The 19,538-nt window shown below is 60.4% G+C and carries 16 protein-coding genes; 10 read left to right on the top strand and 6 right to left on the bottom strand.

The window, feature by feature from the left end; genetic code table 11:
- Together PH562_RS18745 and PH562_RS18740 are read left to right on the top strand one after the other, a co-directional pair.
- Nucleotides 1-537, top strand: a complete 537-nt coding sequence (locus PH562_RS18745; RefSeq protein WP_285174649.1) for a hypothetical protein — start codon at nucleotides 1-3, stop codon at nucleotides 535-537.
- Entirely contained in the window at nucleotides 534-1,610 is a 1,077-nt protein-coding gene (locus PH562_RS18740; RefSeq protein WP_285174647.1) for a hypothetical protein, read from the top strand. The genes PH562_RS18745 and PH562_RS18740 overlap by 4 nt, the downstream gene beginning before the upstream one ends.
- Before the next feature lie 9 nt (nucleotides 1,611-1,619).
- On the opposite strand, the gene PH562_RS18735 is transcribed toward PH562_RS18740, so the two are convergent.
- Nucleotides 1,620-1,868, bottom strand: coding sequence for a DUF982 domain-containing protein (locus PH562_RS18735; protein WP_285174645.1), 249 nt, complete (start codon nucleotides 1,866-1,868; stop codon nucleotides 1,620-1,622).
- 65 nt (nucleotides 1,869-1,933) lie between these two features.
- On the opposite strand from PH562_RS18735, the gene PH562_RS18730 reads away from it, so the two are divergent.
- From PH562_RS18730 to PH562_RS18720, 3 genes are all read left to right on the top strand, one after another.
- Complete coding sequence (locus PH562_RS18730) at nucleotides 1,934-2,140, top strand: helix-turn-helix domain-containing protein (RefSeq protein WP_285174643.1); 207 nt, start codon at nucleotides 1,934-1,936, stop codon at nucleotides 2,138-2,140.
- A gap of 32 nt (nucleotides 2,141-2,172) precedes the next feature.
- Nucleotides 2,173-3,381 carry a tyrosine-type recombinase/integrase gene (locus PH562_RS18725; protein WP_285174641.1) on the top strand — a complete coding sequence of 403 codons (1,209 nt, stop codon included), beginning with the start codon at nucleotides 2,173-2,175 and terminating at the stop codon, nucleotides 3,379-3,381.
- 113 nt (nucleotides 3,382-3,494) lie between these two features.
- Nucleotides 3,495-4,109 (top strand): GNAT family N-acetyltransferase, encoded by a 615-nt coding sequence (locus PH562_RS18720; protein ID WP_285174909.1) that lies wholly within the window; start codon nucleotides 3,495-3,497, stop codon nucleotides 4,107-4,109.
- Nucleotides 4,110-4,169: 60 nt separating this feature from the next.
- On the opposite strand, the gene PH562_RS18715 is transcribed toward PH562_RS18720, so the two are convergent.
- Nucleotides 4,170-4,436: a BON domain-containing protein gene (locus PH562_RS18715; RefSeq protein ID WP_113409016.1), complete on the bottom strand. Its 267-nt coding sequence runs from the start codon at nucleotides 4,434-4,436 to the stop codon at nucleotides 4,170-4,172.
- A 198-nt stretch (nucleotides 4,437-4,634) separates the two neighbouring features.
- On the opposite strand from PH562_RS18715, the gene dxr reads away from it, so the two are divergent.
- Entirely contained in the window at nucleotides 4,635-5,828 is a 1,194-nt protein-coding gene (gene dxr / locus PH562_RS18710) for a 1-deoxy-D-xylulose-5-phosphate reductoisomerase (protein WP_285174633.1), read from the top strand.
- A gap of 70 nt (nucleotides 5,829-5,898) precedes the next feature.
- Here dxr and hemA read toward each other — a convergent pair whose 3' ends face one another.
- The 4 genes from hemA to PH562_RS18690 all read right to left on the bottom strand — a co-directional run bounded on the left by hemA (nucleotide 5,899) and on the right by PH562_RS18690 (nucleotide 11,061).
- Nucleotides 5,899-7,110, bottom strand: a complete 1,212-nt coding sequence (gene hemA, locus PH562_RS18705) for a 5-aminolevulinate synthase (protein ID WP_015341358.1) — start codon at nucleotides 7,108-7,110, stop codon at nucleotides 5,899-5,901.
- 220 nt (nucleotides 7,111-7,330) lie between these two features.
- Nucleotides 7,331-8,125: an FAD binding domain-containing protein gene (locus tag PH562_RS18700; RefSeq protein WP_285174628.1), complete on the bottom strand. Its 795-nt coding sequence runs from the start codon at nucleotides 8,123-8,125 to the stop codon at nucleotides 7,331-7,333.
- 20 nt (nucleotides 8,126-8,145) lie between these two features.
- Nucleotides 8,146-10,491 carry a xanthine dehydrogenase family protein molybdopterin-binding subunit gene (locus PH562_RS18695; protein ID WP_285174626.1) on the bottom strand — a complete coding sequence of 782 codons (2,346 nt, stop codon included), beginning with the start codon at nucleotides 10,489-10,491 and terminating at the stop codon, nucleotides 8,146-8,148.
- Between the two features lie 81 nt (nucleotides 10,492-10,572).
- Complete coding sequence (locus PH562_RS18690; protein ID WP_113231566.1) at nucleotides 10,573-11,061, bottom strand: (2Fe-2S)-binding protein; 489 nt, start codon at nucleotides 11,059-11,061, stop codon at nucleotides 10,573-10,575.
- A 297-nt stretch (nucleotides 11,062-11,358) separates the two neighbouring features.
- Between PH562_RS18690 and PH562_RS18685 the strand changes: the two genes are divergently transcribed.
- The 4 genes from PH562_RS18685 to rocF all read left to right on the top strand — a co-directional run bounded on the left by PH562_RS18685 (nucleotide 11,359) and on the right by rocF (nucleotide 19,391).
- Nucleotides 11,359-11,658 (top strand): glycine zipper domain-containing protein, encoded by a 300-nt coding sequence (locus PH562_RS18685; RefSeq protein ID WP_069612891.1) that lies wholly within the window; start codon nucleotides 11,359-11,361, stop codon nucleotides 11,656-11,658.
- 316 nt (nucleotides 11,659-11,974) lie between these two features.
- Nucleotides 11,975-13,900, top strand: a complete 1,926-nt coding sequence (locus tag PH562_RS18680; protein ID WP_285174624.1) for an autotransporter assembly complex protein TamA — start codon at nucleotides 11,975-11,977, stop codon at nucleotides 13,898-13,900.
- A 65-nt stretch (nucleotides 13,901-13,965) separates the two neighbouring features.
- A complete protein-coding gene (locus PH562_RS18675) occupies nucleotides 13,966-18,150 on the top strand; it encodes a translocation/assembly module TamB domain-containing protein (RefSeq protein ID WP_285174622.1) in 4,185 nt (1,394 codons plus the stop codon).
- Nucleotides 18,151-18,455: 305 nt separating this feature from the next.
- Complete coding sequence (gene rocF / locus PH562_RS18670; protein ID WP_285174620.1) at nucleotides 18,456-19,391, top strand: arginase; 936 nt, start codon at nucleotides 18,456-18,458, stop codon at nucleotides 19,389-19,391.
- The last annotated feature ends 147 nt before the right edge of the window (nucleotides 19,392-19,538 follow it).

Genomic DNA, 19,538 nt, shown 5'->3' with positions numbered 1-19,538 from the left:
ATGAACCTCGATCAAGCCCGCACCTTTCTGCCCGAAGCTCGCGATCTCGCAGGCCTCGCCAGCGAGCAGTTCGTCGAGTCCTACGATACCAAAACCAGCAGGGCGGAAATCTGCGTCGTCAATCGCATGACGGGCGAGATCGAGCCGATCGCGTACTTCACGCCCGATTGCTCCTATGACGATCGCCGCCTGATTCTCAAGGCGCCCGAGCTGGTGCGCGCACTGCTTGTCCTCTTGGAAACCGCCTTCGACAAGATCCGCAGCTATGAGCCTCAGCCACCGCGCCAGCACGTCGGCAACGAGAAACCGAAGGACTACGCCGCCGAATGCGCCATGAAGTGCAGCGACCGCAGGTTCCGCCAATTCCTCATCGAGCGCCACAACGTTCCCGACATTGCCGACGCCGAGCGCATCGCCGTTTCGGTCCGCAATATCCTGCGGATCAAATCCCGCGCCGAACTGAATACCGATCCGGCCGCTGCTGCGCGTTGGGTGGAGTTACGTAGCGCCTTTGAAGCCTGGAGAACCCACGGATGAATATCCCCTTGGAAGCATACAAAGCCGAACTGCTGAAGATCGCCGCCGATCTCGACGAGCCGAACGACCCGTTTGCAGCGTGGGAAAGTGTCCTTGCACTGAAGTCGGAGCTGGAGCATCTGCGGCAACATACAGCGGTGGAGTCATTCCAGTCTCGAGTCCAGCCGTGGATGATGGCTTGCTTCGGTTCCGAAATATCGGCCGACAAGCTGGAACGCGGTGACCGCTTCCTCGAAGAGGCTCTAGAACTACTGCAATCCGGAGACTACCCGAAATCTCGCGCATACGCGCTGATCGAGTACGTTTTCGGCCGCGACAAAGGCGAGCCGGCGCAAGAGGTTGGTGGCGTTATGGTTACCTTGGCAGCCTACTGCCTCGCTCATGGCATCGACATGCACCAGGCCGGCGAGATCGAGCTAGCCCGAATCTGGACGAAGGTGGAGAAGATCCGTGCAAAGCAGGCGGCGAAGCCGACCGGATCAGCGCTGCCAATCCCTACGCCTTCAAGACCGGAGAATGAACGCCTCGCGAGGGCATTGATCATGACCGACTGCGAAAACGAAGAAGATCTGATCGACATGGCGAATGTCGGACGTTCACTGATGGGCGCGATTTGGAACTACACGGGAGAGCAGAGCCTATTGGAAGACTGGTCGCCGGCTGAAGATCCAGCCGAAATCGTCGGAGACCTCTATAACCGCCTTGAGGAATCGCTTGCCTGCCATCGTCAGGCAATGGAAGAAGGACGGCACCTTGCCGCTACAGCGCTAGAATTGGCTGGCGCCGTCGATGCTCAGGCCGACGACATCGGAACTGGACCGCGTACTCCGCTCGTGATCTTGCGCGAACTGGTGCAGCTCGCGGAGAAATACAATTCCGGAAAGCCGATAGCGCCGCACGGCTTCTGCTGGCTCGATCGCCCGGTCACAGTCAAGGGCGGCGATTATCAGTACCAGGGCCAGCTGCTCTGCTCCTTCCCCAAAGATCCGGGCGCCGCCGTCCGCTACATCGTACGCGACGGCAACAACAGGCTGTTCATCCATAATGCGCAGCAGTGCGGCATTGAGGCTTGAGCGATGATGCTACTCGTCGAACACGTAAATCCCGCTCTCGTTCAAGGCGTCCAGAAACGCCTTGCGAGCCGCCGTGGGCTTGGTCTTTCCTTCGAGCGCGCCAAGCAGCACCCCCTGCGCGCGGGCAAAAGCCTTGCCTCGAATGCTGGATGGCCATTCCTGCAGCATGAATTCCGCCGCTCGCTCCGGATTCATGATCACGAGCCGTTGGCCGATCTTGCTTGTCTCGACGATTACCGCCTTTCCCCAGCCAGACATGTTGATGTCCTCCCGCTCATCAACGTTGCGGATGGGAGGATGTTCCTTGCGCGAGGAGGTTTAGCATGAGTGTTCAAGAAGCTCCTCGCGGCGATCTCCTGATGGGCGCTGACGCGATCGCCGCCTATCTCGGCGTCACGCGTCGGCAGGTCTATCGTCTGGTCTATGACCAGATTATCCCCTCCTTCAAGCTTGGCGGCACGGTCGCCGCTCGCAAGTCGTCGCTGACGAAATGGATGCAGGACCTTGAGCAATCGGAGAACCTGCATTAGCGTCGTGCGCCATCAGCCTATGAGGGTCATTGATGGCAACGATCAGGAAGCGGAAGTGGACGAATAAAAGCGGAACCCATGAGGCTTGGGTTCTCAACTATATGGACGCTTCCGGCCAGCGTCACCGCGAGCAATTCGACAAGAAACGGGATGCTGAGGCCAAGCGCATCGAAGTGGAAGGTCAGGTGCGATCTGGCACCTTTCGTCCGGAAGCGGCCACCACAACCATCCAGAAGGCTTGCGAGAACTTCGACAAGCATATGACCGATCGCAAGGATCGTGGCGAGCGCGTTACCGAAGAGTACCTTCAGAACATTCAGGGACACCTTTGGAACTACATCGCGCCAAAGGCCCGTCATCATGTCGACCGCAAGACCGGCCAGAAGATCATCAATTTTCCTCATGGCATTCCGGACGAAAAGCTTGCGCAGCTGACGCCGAAGCGCGTCGGCAAATTCAGGGACGATTTGCGCGACTTCGGTTGCAGCGTTCCCACGACACGGCAGATCCTTGGCACACTTTCCCGCGTACTGCAGCACGCCGTTTCCGACGACCTGGTTGCCGTGAATGCCGCCGCGAAGGTCCGCGTCGTCGGCAAGAGAAACGAAGGATCGAAGAAGATAAAGCCGCCGAGCAAGGTGGCGCTGGCAGCCGTCATCAAGGCTGCAGAGGGTGATTTCAAAACGAAGATCATCTTCGCCGCAGCGACGGGCATTCGCGCATCGGAGATGCATGCTCTCAGATGGAAGCATCTCGATCTGAAAGCCGGCGTGGTGAATATCGAGACTCGAGTCAGTCGCAAGCTGACTGAAGATACGACCAAGAGCGCCGCAGGCCTACGCGAGGTGCCGCTAGGCACCGTTGTCGTCAAGGCGATGAAGGCATGGAAGCTGAAGACATCCTTCAAAAAGGACGAGGATCTCGTGTTCCCCAACAGCAAGGGGAATTTCGAGAGCCATACGAACATGCGCAAGCGGATCTTCGACCCGATCGTTAAACGTGCCGGCGAAGAGATGAAGGCGGCCGGGAAGAAGTTCGAGCGCTTCGGCTGGCACGGCCTCAGGCACTTTGCGATATCGACATGGATCGAAGCCAACCTGAAGCCGAAGACGGTCCAGACTTTCGCCGGCCATTCCTCGCTCGCTGTCACCATGGACCGCTACGGCCATCTTTTCCCGAGTGAATCGCATCGGCAGGCCATGAACCAGATCGCTTCAAACCTGTTTGCCGATGGCGCATGAATGGCACATGGCGCGGCGAATAGCCTGCAAATTAAGGCTTTACGGTCTCATTCCTAATCTGAGGGTCACGCGTTCGAATCGCGTCGAGATCACCATTATTTTCAGCCTGAATGATGATCGTGTGGTCGAGATTGAAAGAACATCGGGCTTCAACGCGCGCGGATGATTTGACCCTTGTTGAGCCAAACCTGCTCAATTTGCGGGGTTTCGAGCAGGCGCTCATGCGCGGATGGTCGCCCGATCCCCGGCGTCAGCACGACAAGACGTTCATCAAAGCTGAACTGGTGACACTTCGGGAAGACAGATCAGCTTTCCTCGCCAGTATGAGATCGACTGAAATCGTCGCCACAGCGGTATCGACTCGACAACCTCAATGCCTTGTCGCCCACCCGTTCTGGATCTGGGACGGGGAGTTTTGCGGCTACATCACATTGCGTTATTTAACCGGTACAAATCAATTGCCCCTACACCTACCTGGCCATGTCGGCTATTCGGTAGTCCCTTGGAAGCAAGGCCGAGGATGTGCAACGAAAGCGCTGCAGCTTCTATTGCCGCGCGCCAAGAAAGCTGGCTTTGCCAATATCAGCATCGTTTGCAACGAAGATAATCTCGCTTCGAAGCGCGTTATTGAGAAAGCGGGAGGCGTGCTTTGCCGGACGGGCACCCACGCTTCGGATTCTCCGACCGTGTCGAAGCTATTCTTCGATCTGCCGACTATTTGTAATTAAACGTACCCTGCCGTAAGCCCCCATCGGGCACGGCGTGAACGCGAACTTAAAACGCACATATCACCCCACAGCAATCCTGTTCCTCACCAACCGCACGCCGGGAATGGATTCTGCAACCGCGGTTGCCCGCGTCACCTCCTGATAGGTCGCGACCGAGCCGTGCAGGCGGATTTCCTGGCCTGCGGCAATCACGGTGACATCGGAAGCATCGATTCCGCCGGCAACGGCGAGCGCATTGGCAACGGCGGATTCCAGCGCCGAGCGCCTGGCCTGCTCGTTTTCCAGATAGAGCTCCATCCCGTGAAACGTTGCCGCCTTGAAAACCATTCGTGACCCTCCGCATTCGAGTGGTCGGAAAACGCAGCAGTTTGCATTTGGTTCAATCGAGATTAAAAAAAATATGACTAATTCACACGGTCGCTTTTCGCGTGTACCGGCGGAGGAGCAGTTGCATGGCTCCGGACTTGCCGCTCCGGGCAATCCCCTGTAGAGCCATGGGGAACAGCAGCAAATGCGGATACCTGAATGAACACCGGCAGCACGGCGCGTCGTCGCCTGACGATATTGGGTTCGACCGGCTCCATCGGCCAGAATACGCTCGACGTCATCGCCCAGCTGGGCGGACGTGAGGCCTTCGATATCGCCGCCATCACCGGGCATGACAATATCGAGCTGCTGGCCGAGCAGGCCAAGGCCTGCGGCGCCGCCTTTGCCGTGACGGCCAATGAAGAGCGCTATCAGGAGCTGAAGGATGCGCTTGCAGGCACCGGCATTGCCGTCGGCGCCGGCAAGAATGCCTTGATCGAAGCCGCTTCCATGCCCTCGGACTGGGCGATGGCGGCGATCGTCGGCACAGCCGGTCTTGCGCCGACGCTGGCAGCCGCGCGCCGCGGCGCCGATATCGCGCTTGCCAACAAGGAATGTCTCGTCTCCGCGGGCGATCTCTTCGTGCGCGCCGTTGCCGAAGGCGGTGGCCGGCTGATCCCAGTCGATAGCGAACACAGCGCCATTTTCCAGGCGCTGGAAGACGACCAGCAGCATGCGGTGGAGCGCATCATCCTGACCGCATCGGGCGGCCCCTTCCGCACCTGGACGCGCGAGCAAATGGCCAATGTCACGCCGGCAATCGCGCGTGCCCATCCCAACTGGTCGATGGGCTTCAAGATCTCGATCGGCAGCGCCTCCATGTTCAACAAGGCGCTTGAAATGATCGAGGCCAAGCACCTGTTCAATGTGCGCCCCGATCAGATCGAGGTCGTGGTCCACCCGCAATCCGTCATTCACTCGATGGTCGGCTATACAGACGGCTCCATTCTGGCGCAGCTCGGCTGTCCCGACATGCGCACCGCCATCGGCTATGCGCTGACCTATCCCGCCCGCGCCAAGCTCAGCGTCGACCGGCTGGATTTCGCCAAGCTCGCGCGGCTGGATTTCGAGGCGCCGGATGAGATTCGCTTCCCGGCGCTGCGCCTTGCCCGCACGGCCCTGGAGCGCGGCGGCCTGCAGGGCGCCGTCATGAACGCCGCCGAGGAGATCGCCTTCCACGCCTTCGTCGACGGCCGCATCGGCTTCCTCGAAATGGCCGATGTCGCCGAAGCCGTCATGGAGGAGATGATAGCAACCGGCAGCGCCGAAACCATGGATGCCGTCTTTGCCGCCGACGCCGAGGCGCGCGGCCGTGCCGCAGTGCTCATCGCCCAGCGGGAAAAAGCTGCGTAAGTATAAGCTTACAATTTATGGCGGCTTGGCAGAAGCCCATAGTGGCCCTGTCGAAAGCGGAAGCCGTCCCTTACGCGACCGCCCGCGCCAGCGCGCAGCGTGACCAGAGCGCATGCAGCGCACCGACCAGCTGCTCGATATCACCATCCGAATGCAGTGGCGTCGGCGTGATGCGCAGGCGCTCGGTCTTCTTCGGCACTGTCGGATAATTGATCGGCTGGACATAGACGCCGGCGTCGAGCAGCAGATCGGAAATCCACTTGCACTTGGCGGCATCGCCGACCATGACCGGCACGACGTGGCTCGGGTTCGGCATGTGCGGAATGCCAGCCGCATCGAGCTGCGCACGCAGCTTGCGCACGCGATCCTGATGGCGCATGCGTTCGAACTGGCTGACCTTCAGATGCTGGATGGAGGCGACGGCGCCCGCGGCCAGAGCCGGCGGCAGCGACGTCGTGAAGATGAAGCCTGATGCAAACGACCGGATGAAATCACAGAGCGCGGTCGAAGCAGCAATATAGCCGCCCATGACGCCGAAGGCCTTGCCGAGCGTGCCTTCGATGACGGTCAGACGATCCATCAGTCCCTCGCGCTCGGCAATGCCGCCGCCGCGCGGGCCGTACATGCCGACGGCATGCACTTCATCGAGATAGGTCATCGCGCCATACTTGTCGGCAAGATCGCAGATTTCCTTGATGGGGGCGATATCGCCATCCATGGAATAGACGCTCTCGAAAGCGATCAGCTTCGGCGCCTTGGGATCGGCAGCCTTCAGCTTGGCTTCAAGATCGTGCAGGTCGTTATGCTTCCAGATGACCTTGTCGCACTTCGCATAGCGAATGCCTTCGATCATCGATGCGTGGTTGAGCGCATCCGAGAAGATGATGAGGCCGGGAATGCGCGCGCCGAGCGTACCGAGCGTCGCCCAGTTGGAGATGTAGCCCGAGGTGAAGATCAGCGCGGATTCCTTGCCGTGGAGATCGGCAAGCTCCTGCTCGAGCAGAACATGGTAGTGGTTGGTGCCAGAAATATTCCGGGTGCCTCCCGCACCCGCGCCACAGTGATCGATCGCTTGCTTCATCGCCTCGATCACTTTCGGATGCTGGCCCATGCCAAGATAGTCGTTGGAGCACCAGACGGTCACTTCCTGCGGGCCGTTCGGGGTATGCCTGATAGCGCGGGGGAAATTGCCACTACGGCGTTCCAGATCTGCGAAGATCCGGTAGCGACCTTCATTGTGAAGACCTTCCAGCTCGCCCTTAAAAAATGCTTCGAAATCCATCATATGCTCCAGTACCGTGCGACCGTTTTCGAGAATGCCGGATCACACGTCAACCCCTCCGCATTGCTTTCGCGCCCGCTGCGGCAAATGGCCCCTAATTTTGAACAATTCCAGACAAGAATAGCCAATCACATCAATTTGACAATCGAAACTGTGCTGGAAACACTCTCTCCGGAGCGGAGGGTAAACCCCCGCCGCTCCGGGCTTGCTTATGGCGAATCTAGCCGGCAGCCACGGCGCGCTTGGCCATGACCTTAACCAGGTTGGCGCGGTATTCCGCCGTTGCATGCAGGTCTGACAGTAACGATGACGGATCGACCGTTACGCCCGTAACAGCGTCCGGCAGCCAGTTCGCCGCAAGCGCCTGCTCCAGTTCGGCATGGCGGAACACGCCATCCGCACCGGCACCGGTGACGGCAACGCGCACGCCACCTGCCCCCTTGGCGACGAAGACACCCGTCATCGCATAGCGCGAAGCGGGGTTGGGGAACTTGGCATAGCCTGCCCGCTCCGGCGCGTCGAAGGCGATGGAGGTAACGAGCTCCGCCCCTTCCAGCGCCGTCTCGAACAGACCCTGGAAGAAGTCGTCGGCCGCGATCTGACGACGGTCGGTGACGATGGTGGCGTTCAGCGCCAACATCGCCGAGGGGTAATCCGCCGCCGGATCATTGTTGGCGATGGAGCCGCCGATCGTCCCCATATGCCGGACATGTGGATCGCCGATCATGCCGGCAAGGTCGCAGAGCGCCGGACAGACCGCGCGGATCGCAGCAGAAGAGGCGACCTCCGCATGGGTTGTCGCCGCGCCGATCGTGACCCTTCGGCCATCGACGCGAATCCCCTTGATCGAGGGAATATGCCTGAGATCGACGAGATCGCTCGGCGACGCCAGGCGCTGCTTCATGGTGGCGATCAGCGTCATCCCGCCGGAGACATATTTGCCTTCATCGGTATTGGACAGAAGCTTGACGGCTTCGTCGACCGAGGAGGCGCGATGGTAATTCGTTGCATACATAGTCCTATCCTCCTCTTGCCTCAGGCCGTAGCCCGCGCCGCTTCCCACACCTTGAGCGGGGTCGCCGGCATGTTCAGCCTGTTGTTGCCGATGGCATCAGTAATGGCGTTGATCAGCGCCGGCGGTGAGCCGATGGCGCCCGCCTCGCCGCATCCCTTGATCCCCAGGGGATTGTTCGGACACGGCGTGTTCTGATGCGAAAGCTGGAAGGACGGCAGATCGTCGGCGCGCGGCATGGTGTAATCCATGAAACTCGCCGTCAGCAGCTGGCCGCTCTCATCGTAATGCACGCCTTCCAGAAGCGCCTGACCGATTCCCTGCGCGATGCCGCCATGCACCTGTCCCTCGACAATCATCGGATTGATGATATTGCCGAAGTCGTCGGCCGCGACGAACTGCACGATCTCGGTCTTGCCGGTTTCCGGATCGACCTCGACCTCGCAGATGTAGCAACCGGCGGGGAAGGTGAAGTTCGCCGGATCGTAGAAGGCGGTTTCTTTCAGGCCCGGCTCCATGCCGGCGGGCAGATTGTGGGCGGTATAGGAGGCGAGCGCCACCTGGAACCAGGGCAGCGCCTTGTCGGTGCCCGCCACCTTTACCTCACCATTCTCGATGACGATATCGCTTTCGTCCGCCTCCATCAGATGCGCGGCGATCTTCTTTGCCTTCGCCTCGACCTTGTCGAGCGCCTTGACGACGGCGGACATGCCGACGGCGCCCGAGCGGGAACCATAGGTGCCCATACCCATCTGCACCTTGTCGGTATCGCCATGAACGATGGAAACGCTGTCGATCGGTACACCGAGCCGGTCGGCGACGAGCTGCGCGAAGGTCGTCTCATGCCCCTGCCCATGGCTGTGCGAGCCGGTGAGCACTTCGATGGTCCCGACCGCATTCACCCGCACTTCAGCCGACTCCCAAAGGCCAACGCCTGCTCCGAGCGACCCGACGGCCTGCGACGGCGCAATGCCGCAAGCCTCGATGTAGCAGCTCATGCCAATGCCACGCTTCATGCCGCGACGGGCGGCCTCTGCCTTGCGGGCCGGGAAGCCGGCCCAATCCGCCTGCTGCATGGCGGCGTTGAGCGAAGCCTCATAGTCGCCCGCGTCGTAATTCATGATGACGGGCGTCTGATACGGGAAGGAGCGGATAAAGTTGATCCTTCTCAGCTCCGCCGGTGAGACGCCGAGTTCGCGCGCCGCCGTTTCCACCGTGCGCTCGAGCAGATAGGTCGCCTCCGGCCGCCCTGCCCCGCGATAGGCGTCGACCGGCACGGTATTGGTATAAACCGTGCGGACATTGGCATGGATCGCCGGAATGGCATATTGGCCCGACAGCAGCGTCGCATAGAGATAGGTTGGCACGGCTGAGGAAAAGAGCGACATATAGGCACCGAGATTGGCGATCGTATCGACCTTCAGTGCCGTTATGCGGTTTTGCGCATCGAAAGCCATCTTGACCTTGGAAACATGGTCGCGGCCATGCGCGTCGGTGAGGAAAGCTTCCGTGCGGTCAGCCGTCCATTTCACAGGGACGCCGGTCTTCTTCGATGCCCAGAGACAGACAATCTCTTCCGGATAGATATAGATCTTCGAACCGAAGCCGCCCCCGACATCCGGCGCGATGACGCGCAGCTTGTTTTCCGGCGCGACATTATAGAAGGCGCTCATGACGAGCCGGGCCACATGCGGGTTCTGGCTTGTGGTGTAGCAGGTATAATGGTCCTCGGCGGCATCATAGATGCCGAGCGTGGCGCGCGGCTCCATGGCATTCGGCGAAAGCCTGTTGTTATGAATCTCGATTTCGGTGACATGGGCTGCCTCGGCGATCGCCTTGTCGGTCGCTGCCGCGTCGCCAAGCTCCCAGTCGAAAATCAGGTTGTTTGCCGCTTCTGGATGGATCTGCGGTGCGCCGGCTTTCAGCGCGTCAACCGCCTCGACGACGGCAGGTAGCTCCTCATAATCGACCGTTACGGCTTCAGCCGCATCGCGTGCCTCGCCAAGACTATCGGCAACGACGATCGCGACGGCATCGCCGACATAGCGGACGGTATCGACCGCCAGCGGCCGCCAGGCGCCCATCTTCATGGGCGAGCCGTCGCGGGAATGGATCATCCAGCCGCAGATCAGATTGCCGATGCCATCATCAAGCAGCTGCTTGCCGTCGAGCACCCCGATCACGCCCGGCATGGAAAGTGCCGCCGACGCATCGATGCTCTTGATCTTCGCATGCGCATGCGGGCTACGGACGAAATAGGCATATTTCATGCCCGGCGTCACCATATCGTCGGTGTATCGCCCCTTGCCCGTCAGAAATCGCTTGTCTTCCTTGCGCGCCACGCGCGCACCAATGCCTTCAACGCCCATCACATCCTCCATTGGGGTTCCGGGCCCGGCAATCCGCCAAGATCACAGTCCAAGCGTTTAGCCAGACGATCTCGGTGGAATTTATTCGGCCGCTTGGCTTGCGGCGTTCATTGCGGCATTGGCTGAAAGCACCGCCTTGACGATGTTGTGATAGCCGGTGCATCGACAGATATTGCCTTCAAGCTCGCTGCGCACCGTCTTCTCATCCAGCTTGCCGCCATGGCGATTGATCATGTCGACCGATGTCATCACCATGCCCGGCGTGCAGAAGCCGCATTGCAGGCCATGATGCTCCTTGAAGGCGGCCTGAACCGGATGCAGCTCGCCATTGGCGGCCAGACCCTCGATGGTTGTGATCTTGGAGCCGGAAGCCTGAACGGCCAGGATGGAACAGCTCTTCACCGACTTGCCGTCCATGTGCACGACGCAGGCGCCGCACTGGCTGGTGTCGCAGCCGACATGGGTTCCGGTCAGTCCGAGTTTTTCCCTGATGAAATGGACAAGCAGCGTGCGATCCTCGCACTCGCCGCTGACCGAACGGCCGTTCACCGTCAAAGTCACTTTTGCCATATTTTCCTCCTCGCCTCTCCTCCAGAGGCAAGGAGCATCATTTGACTTTTTCGCAATCCAATCAACCTCTACTTTAGAGAGGAGATGGATTTTCTGCCTCGCGGCCAACTGTTTTCTTCTCCAGACGGGATGCCGCCTTTTCTCAGCAATAAAAAAACTGCTATCCACCAATAGACAATCATATTTTGCACGATATTTTCTATCGTTGCAGGACTGTAAAGACAGCCCATCGTGGTGGAGCTGAAGAATTGGGACGACGTTGGCCGGGTTCGGCTTAACTAACGTTGGAGAGAGTAAATGAAGAAAGTTCTTATGCTCGCATTGGTCGGCTTGTCTATCGCAAGCTGCACGCCGACCGAACAGGGCGCAGGCATCGGCGCAGCATCCGGCGCAATCATCGGCGGCGCAGTCACCGGCAACGTCCGTGGCGCGGCAGTCGGCGCAGCGATCGGTGGCGTCTCTGGCGCCGTCATCGGCAGCGTCCAGGAACAGCCCGGCCAGTGCTACTACCGCGATCGTTACGGACGTCGCTACATCGACGATTGCCCGCGCGGCGGCTATCGCGGTGGTTATGGCGGCGGCTACGGCGGCTATTGATCGGTCTTTTATCGAATTTCGAAGATCCCGGGCCGCAAGTCCGGGATTTTTTATTCGGGCGGCAAATGTCTTTGACAGCGCGGCGAGACCTGGTTGTCGCATGGCTTTGACAACCAAAGGAGGGTGTTTTTCAGGCCACTCGAATATATGAGAACTCGGGCAAGAACCTCAGCGTTTCACGCATTAATGGGCATATTTTCCCGGTTTTTGACTCCAAAACGGTACACCTAAGAGACTTTTGCCTCTATGGTGGCCGCGCGTTAACCCCCGGGAAACGTCAAACTGAGTAAGTTCTCATGTAACCGTAAAGCGGCGTATGCATAAAAGAACTGAACCGAGAAAGAGTATTGCGTATCGGCAGGCAGGAACCGTGGCAGCGGTTGCGGCAGTGCTGGCGCTCGGTCCGGTGTGCGCCCAAAATGCATTTGCATTCAAACTCTTTGGCATCAAGCTCTGGGGTGAAGACGAAACGGCGGATCAGGTTTCCGATCCCGTCCGCTACACGGTCGATTTCAAGGCGGACAATCTCGACAAGGATCTCAAGGACGCATTGAGCGATAGCTCGATGCTGGTTTCCGATGAAAAGAAGCCCGTATCCGGCGACCTTGGCGTCGTCGTGAAGGCGCGTGATGACCGCGATCGCCTGATAGCCACACTTTATGAAAAAGCCCGTTATGGCGGCGTGGTCAACATCACCGTCAACGGCACCCCCCTCGATGCTTTGCCGCCGACACCGACCTTCAGCCGCACCAAGCCTGTTGCGGTCACGATCAGCGTCGATCCCGGCCCGGTCTTCAAACTCGGCAGGATCAATCTGCTCGGCGACGCCGCGAGGCTCGATCCGGCAAATTATGGCCTCGTGCGCGGCGGCGATGCCGGCTCGCTGACCATTCTGAAGGCAGGTGACAAGATGGTCGCCGACTTCAAGAACGAGGGTCATCCGCTTGCCAAGCTCGACAAACGCGAAGTCGTCGCCGATCATTCGACCAATACCGTCGATGTCTCGCTGAAGGTCGAAAGCGGTCCCGTCGCTCCCTTCGGCAATGTCGGCGTCACCGGCCAAAAATCGGTCGATCCGGATTTCATCAAGCGCTATGCCCGCATCAACGAAGGCAAGCCCTACTCGCCCGACGAGCTGAAGAAAGCCTCGGATCGCCTGAGAAAGCTCGGCGTCTTTTCCAGCGTCACCATCCGCGAGGCGGACAAGCTCGCGCCGGATGGCAGCATCCCGACGACCATCGAGGTGTCGGAAGGCAAGCAGCGCTTCTTCGGTGTCGGCGCACAATATTCCACCATCGACGGTTTTGGCCTGCAGGGCTATTGGGGCCACCGCAACCTGACGGGGCGCGCGGATTCACTGCGTATCGAGGGATCTGTCTCGCGCATCGGCGAGACCACGGATGTCGGCAAGCTGGATTACACCGCAGGTATTACCTATGTCCGGCCGGCCACCTTCTACCCCTCGGCGACCTTCACGGCGGGCTTCAAGGTGCAGAGCCTTCATCCGGACGCCTACGACGCTGATACCGCCACGGCGAGCGCCGGTCTCGCCTACGAAATCAACGATCAGGATACCGTTTCCGCTGGTGGCGAAGTGTCCTACGAAAAGGACACGACCGACGCCTTCGGAAAGCAGAATTATCTGACGGTCGCGATCCCACTCGAATATGTCCGCGATACGCGCGACAACAAGCTGGACCCTACCGAAGGCTATCGTGCCTCCATCGGCGCCAAGCCGAGCTATGAGGCAATGGGCGGCACGGTTTTCAGCTCCTTCGAGGGCTCGATCACCGGTTACAAGGGCATAGGCGCCAACAACAACGTGGTCTTCGCCGGCAAGCTTGCCGCGGGCTCGCTGCTGGGTGCAAACAGCATTGAGGACATTCCTGCCACCCGGCGTTTCTATGCCGGCGGCGGCGGCTCGGTGCGCGGCTACAGCTATCAGGAAATCTCGCCTTACAACTCCCGTGGGGACGAAACGGGCGGACGTTCCTATGTGACCGCCTCTTTCGAAGCGCGGGTGAAGATCACCGATACGATCGGCATCGTACCTTTCGTCGATATGGGCAGCGTTACCGACAGCGTCTTGCCCGACGCGTCCGATCTGCGCATTGGCGCCGGCGTGGGCTTGCGCTACGCTACGCCCTTCGGTCCGATCAGGCTCGATGTCGCCGTGCCGTTGAAGAAATATGACAATGGCACATCTTATGGCATCTATGCCGGCATCGGACAGGCCTTCTGATAAACCGCAGAGTTGTCGCGGGCCTTTCAGCACACGGTTACGAAATTGAGGCTACTGTCGCTTTCATGAGCATATTGATTCGAATTCTCGGGCAATTGGTGCGCTGGATCGCCTATGCGGTCGTAGCGATCCTCTTGCTCGTGATCGCGGCTGTGCTCGTCGTCGGCTTGGTACCCTCCGTAACCGGTTATGCCGTCGATCAGGTGGCAAAGCTCGCATCTACGCCGGATCGCACCATCGCCATCGTCGCGCCCTCGGGACTGCTGAACGGCAATCTGAGGGTCGGTTCGATCACTGTATCCGACACGAAAGGCCCCTATGCCAAGGTGCAGAACCTTGCCATCGACTGGTCTCCGCTATCCTTGCTAAGAGGCACTTTCCATGCCGATCGCGTCGCAGCCGATGTCGTCGATTTCGAACGGCTGCCGGTTTCGACGGTCGCACCCGCACCGGCAACGCAGCCGGCAAGCTCCAGCGGTTTCTCCCTGCCCATCGCCATCGATATCGGCGCCATCGCCCTGCCTGATCTTCGCGTCGGACAGGCCGTTGCCGGACAGGACTTTGTTCTGGCCGCCGACGGCAGCGTCAAGGCAAACAGCAGTAGTATGGGGCTCATGATCAATGCCAGCCGCCATGACGTGCCCGATGCCAAGCTTTCCGCCGATATCGCCTTTGCGCCGGCCGACAACAAGCTGAAACTGAAGACGCAGATTTCCGAGCCGCGCGACGGCATGCTGGCCGGGCTGCTGCACCTGCCGGGCGGTCCGGCCGTCAACATCGACCTTTCCGGCGACGGCCCCCTTTCCAACTGGGCCGGCAAGCTGCAGGCAGCCCTCGACGGCAAGCCGACCGTCGCCATCAGCGGTCACCACAGCCTCTCAAACGACGGCCTGCACCACATCGACGTCAAAGGCGGTGGCGATGTCGATTCACTCCTGCCGCCGACCATGCGGGCGCTCTTTGCCGGCCAGACCACCATCGATCTTTCCGCGACCTTCGACGGCAAGGGCAAGATCGATATCCAGACCGGTAATCTCGCCACCGGCAGCGCCGTGCTTGCCGCATCGGGCACGCTCGATCCCGCCGGCAACAACAGCCTCAATGCCAATCTGATCGGCACCTCCGGCCCCGTCGATTTCCGGTGGCCCATGGAAAATGGCGAGGCCCGCGCCCTGATCTCGCGGGTCGACATCGCGCTGACGGGTGCTGCCCAATCGGTGAAGATCGATGCCAAGGCAGCACTCGACAGCGCCAGTACCCCGCAGGGCAATATCGGACAGATCAATCTCAGTGCCCGAAGCGATGCCTTCAACCTCACCGGCATGTCCGGCCCACTGCAGCTTCGCCTCGTCGTTGGTCAGACGGCTTTCGTAAGCTCCGACCTCAATCGTCTGATCCGCGCGCCGATTGCTCTAACCGCGCCGCTGCAGCTCTCGCCCGACACGATCGGCTTCAACAATACGACATTGGAAAGCGCCAGCATCGGCGGCACCGTCAACGGCAAATATACGCTGTCGTCGAAGACGCTGACTGGCAATTTCAAGCTCTTCGCCCTGCCCGGAGTTCTACCGGATGGTGTCTCGAACAAGTTCGAGGGCACGATCTCGCTGGAAGGCCAGGTCGCCGGCACGGTGCCCACCAAGATGACGCTCTCCAATCTTGCGGTGAAATCCAATGTCGCCGAAATCAATGGCAATGTCGCGCTCAACGACCAATCGCTGACCACAGATCTATCCGGCAAGGTGCTCGACCTTTCCAAGCTCGTCCCGAACGCGCAAGGACAGGCCGATATCGGTCTCAAGGCCAAGGGGCCATTGAGCGCGATCGGCATCGACGCGACCGTCAAGGCTGTCAATGTCAAATTGGCGGGACGGCTGCTCGATACGCTTGATATCGGCGTGACCGGCACCGCCGATCCCAAGGCGCCGCAGGCAAACATCCAGGCAAATGGGGCGATCGACGGCAAGCCGATCCGTATCACCGCGGACGCCGTTTCCAAGGATGGCCGCACCAGCATCCCGTCACTGGCAGCCGAAATCGGAACCAACAAGCTGCAGGGCAAGCTGGATCTGTCGCCGAGCTTCGAGCCCACCGGCGCGCTGACCTTCGACCTGCCGGATCTCAGCCTGCTGGCCGCGCTTGCCGGACAGAAGGCCGAGGGTGACCTCAAGGGCTCGCTTGATATCGCCAGCACCAACGGCAAGATCGGCCTGAAGGTCAACGCCAATGGCAATGGTATCCGCCGCGACGATCTCGTCATCGGCAAGCCGGCCGTGGCGCTTGCCGTCGACGATCTCAGGGCCTTCTCCGCCAATGGCAGCATCCGCGCCGATACGATCGCCTCCGGCGCCAACCGCATCGCCGAACTCAATCTGACCTTCACCCAGCAGGGCAGCCGCACGGATTTCGATCTGAAATCGGCCTATGACAACGCGCCGCTGACGACACATGGCAGCGTCGAGACGGCCGGCGGTCAGACGACGGTCAATCTTGATTCGTTCGCCGGCGCGCCGCGCACGATACCGGTGAAGCTCGCATCGCCGACGAAGATCGTCATCAAGGACGGCATCGCCTCGATGAACGGCCTGACCCTTCAGACCGGTGGCGGTTCGGTGACTGTCGACGGCACTGCCGGGCAAGCCCTGAACATCAATGCGAAGATCGCCAACCTGCCCGCAAGCCTCGCCAACGTCTTTGCGCCGACGCTGGCGGCGGAGGGCGTCATCTCGGGCACGGTGGCGGTCACCGGCAAGGCGACCTCGCCCGCCGTTGTCTTCCAGACCAACTGGTCGGGCGCGGCAACAAGCCAGACGAAATCCGCCGGCCTCGCACAGCTCGGCATCAAGGCCGACGGCAAGTTCGCCGACAATGTCGTCACCATCAACACCAACCTGACCGGCCAGAGCGGCTTGGCACTGAATGGCGGCGGCACCGTCGCCATTGCCGGCAACAAGGCGATGGCGCTGAAGTTTGCCGGTAATCTGCCGTTCGACGCTTTGGCAGGCCAGCTGGCCGCCCAGGGCCTGGTCATGACGGGTACAGCGAAAATCGACATGCAGATCGGCGGCACGACGGCGGCACCCGCCATATCAGGCACGATTACCACCGACGGCGCCAAGCTGGTCGATGTTCGGCGAAACCTCACGCTCAGCGGCCTTGCGGTCACTGTTGCGCTCGACGGCAGGCAAGCCGTCATCTCACGGCTGAGCGGCAATCTCACCAGCGGCGGCAGCATCTCCGGCAGCGGCACAGTCGGCATTACCCCGGATAGCGGCTTTCCAGCCGATATCCAGATGAAGTTCAACAACGCGACCTATGTCGACGGAACCCTCGTTACCGCGACCGTCAACGGCACGCTCGGCATCAAGGGACCGCTGATGACCGCGCCGATGCTGACGGGCAATCTTAGGATCAATAAGGCATCGATCACCGTGCCGCAGAAACTGCCGGCCTCGCTCTCGGAGATCAACATCAAGCACAAGAATGCCCCGGCTGCGGTCAATGCCCAGTTCAAGGACCAGAAGCCGGAGGCGCCGCGCAGCAAATCGACCACGCTCGGCATTGATCTGCAGCTCGATGCCCCCTCGCAGATTTTCGTGCGCGGCCGCGGCATCGATGCCGAACTCGGCGGCAACATCACGGTGCGCGGCACGGCAGCAGAACCCGTGGTATCCGGCGGTTTCACCATGAGGCGCGGGCGCCTGACCATTTTGAGCCGCCGGCTGGATTTCACCGATACCAGCAAGATCACCTTCGGCGGAGATCTCACCCCGGCGCTCAACATGGAAGCGACGTCGACGGCAGGCTCCACCACCATAACGGTCGATGTCACCGGTCTGGCGACCGACCCGCAGATCGGCTTCTCGTCTTCACCGGCTTTGCCGCAGGACGAGGTTCTCGCGCAGCTGATCTTCGGCCAGTCCATGTCGAAGCTTTCAGCCATGCAGATCGCCCAGCTTGCCGATGCCGCCAGTCAGCTGGCCGGCGGACGTTCGACCTCGCTCTTCGAAGGCCTGCGCAGCCATCTCGGCGTCGACGATCTGGACATCTCGACGGATGCGAACGGCCAGGCACAGGTCGGTGCCGGCAAGTACCTGAACAAACGCACCTATATCGAGTTGCAGCAGGGCGCCTCCAACAACACCAAGGCCATCATCAATTTCAATGTCGGTCGCGGCGTGAAGCTGCGCGGCGCGGCAGGTTCGGACGGCGCCGGGGAAGCCGGCGTCGTCTATGAGCACGAATATTGAGGAACACCTCTCCCGCGAGAGCAGACTATCGTCGACTGGTTTGCCGAGCGCCGCGCCGCATGAAGATTGTCCGTCGGCTTATCATTCTGCGCAATCGGATTGATCAATCTGTCGAAAGCCGGTTGATTCTGGACAATTTTCCATCTTTTTGCTGTCATCCAGACAATTGATAATGCAAGGCAACATGATTCAGACCAATCGGCTCTTCCTGGCCCCGATCTGATCTATGTCATTGTGTTTTTACCCCGTTCCGGAAAGCTGCTGGTGGCTCTTCCGGAAGCGCTCTAACCCTCGGAGCAATGCCGATGAATACGCAATCCACTCCCGTTACCCTGATCGGCGTTCCCCTGGAAGAAGGGTCCGGCCGCCGCGGCGCCGGCATGGGTCCGACGGCGCTTCGCATAGCCGGCATCGAAACCACACTGACCGAACTTGGCCATCGCGTCACGGATGGCGGCGACCTGCACCCGGCGCCGGCCACGGATTTGCCGGAGCATCCCCACGCTCACAATCTGAAGATCGTCGGCGCTTTCACGCGCGCACTGGAAGCAAAGGTCTATGATGTCGCATCGTCCGGCAGCTTCCCGCTGATCCTGGGCGGCGACCACAGCCTCTCCATGGGCAGTGTCTCCGGCATGGCTCGTTACGCGGCGGAGGTCGGTCGCCCGCTCTTCGTGCTCTGGCTCGACGCTCACTCCGATTTCAATTCGCCGGCCACGTCGCCCTCGGGCAATATTCATGGCATGCCCGTCGCCTACTATTGTGGTGAAGCCGAGATCGAGGACGTTCTGCCAGCCGGGCGGCCGCTGGTCGATCCGACGAAGGTCTTCCAGGTCGGCATCCGCTCCGTCGATCCGCGCGAGCGCGAGGAAATCCGCGAACACGGCGTCAACGTCTTCGACATGCGCTCCCTCGACGAGCAAGGCGTCGCCGCCATCATGCGCAAGGTGCTCGATACCGTCAGCGAAGCCAACGGCCTGCTGCATGTCAGCTTCGATGTCGATTTCCTCGATCCGGATATCGCGCCGGGTGTCGGAACCACCGTGCCGGGCGGCGCGACCTATCGCGAAGCGCATCTGATCATGGAAATGCTCTCCGACAGCAACCTCGTCTCATCGCTCGACCTCGTGGAGCTCAACCCGTTCCTCGACGATCGCGGCAAGAGCGCCCGTGTTCTCGTGGAAATGGCGGCAAGCCTCTTCGGTCGGCGCATCTTCGATCGCCCGACCCGAGCCGCTTAAAGGGGCTCCATTCCTTTCCGGGGCGACCCTTCCCGACATCATACGGCGTAAGACTATCCAGTCGAAACTGCTTGTATAGATTTAGGTTTAAGCAATCTTCTTGCTCTATCGTGCCAATAACACGTCGAATTCGGCGTCACGGGTTCA

The sequence above is a fragment of the Rhizobium centroccidentale genome (assembly GCF_030182565.1).
Lineage (GTDB): Bacteria > Pseudomonadota > Alphaproteobacteria > Rhizobiales > Rhizobiaceae > Rhizobium.
The sequence above is the reverse complement of the archived record's forward strand: the minus strand, read 5'-3'. Positions and strand labels throughout refer to the sequence as shown.

Excerpts from the sequence above, each read along its gene's own strand:
- PH562_RS18745 (WP_285174649.1), top strand. The coding sequence starts at position 1 with ATGAACCTCGATCAAGCCCGCACCTTTCTGCCCGAAGCTCGCGATCTC.
- PH562_RS18740 (WP_285174647.1), top strand. The coding sequence starts at position 534 with ATGAATATCCCCTTGGAAGCATACAAAGCCGAACTGCTGAAGATCGCC.
- PH562_RS18735 (WP_285174645.1), bottom strand. The coding sequence starts at position 1,868 with ATGTCTGGCTGGGGAAAGGCGGTAATCGTCGAGACAAGCAAGATCGGC.
- PH562_RS18730 (WP_285174643.1), top strand. The coding sequence starts at position 1,934 with ATGAGTGTTCAAGAAGCTCCTCGCGGCGATCTCCTGATGGGCGCTGAC.
- PH562_RS18725 (WP_285174641.1), top strand. The coding sequence starts at position 2,173 with ATGGCAACGATCAGGAAGCGGAAGTGGACGAATAAAAGCGGAACCCAT.
- PH562_RS18720 (WP_285174909.1), top strand. The coding sequence starts at position 3,495 with ATGATCGTGTGGTCGAGATTGAAAGAACATCGGGCTTCAACGCGCGCG.
- PH562_RS18715 (WP_113409016.1), bottom strand. The coding sequence starts at position 4,436 with ATGGTTTTCAAGGCGGCAACGTTTCACGGGATGGAGCTCTATCTGGAA.
- dxr (WP_285174633.1), top strand. The coding sequence starts at position 4,635 with ATGAACACCGGCAGCACGGCGCGTCGTCGCCTGACGATATTGGGTTCG.
- hemA (WP_015341358.1), bottom strand. The coding sequence starts at position 7,110 with ATGGATTTCGAAGCATTTTTTAAGGGCGAGCTGGAAGGTCTTCACAAT.
- PH562_RS18700 (WP_285174628.1), bottom strand. The coding sequence starts at position 8,125 with ATGTATGCAACGAATTACCATCGCGCCTCCTCGGTCGACGAAGCCGTC.
- PH562_RS18695 (WP_285174626.1), bottom strand. The coding sequence starts at position 10,491 with ATGGGCGTTGAAGGCATTGGTGCGCGCGTGGCGCGCAAGGAAGACAAG.
- PH562_RS18690 (WP_113231566.1), bottom strand. The coding sequence starts at position 11,061 with ATGGCAAAAGTGACTTTGACGGTGAACGGCCGTTCGGTCAGCGGCGAG.
- PH562_RS18685 (WP_069612891.1), top strand. The coding sequence starts at position 11,359 with ATGAAGAAAGTTCTTATGCTCGCATTGGTCGGCTTGTCTATCGCAAGC.
- PH562_RS18680 (WP_285174624.1), top strand. The coding sequence starts at position 11,975 with ATGCATAAAAGAACTGAACCGAGAAAGAGTATTGCGTATCGGCAGGCA.
- PH562_RS18675 (WP_285174622.1), top strand. The coding sequence starts at position 13,966 with ATGAGCATATTGATTCGAATTCTCGGGCAATTGGTGCGCTGGATCGCC.
- rocF (WP_285174620.1), top strand. The coding sequence starts at position 18,456 with ATGAATACGCAATCCACTCCCGTTACCCTGATCGGCGTTCCCCTGGAA.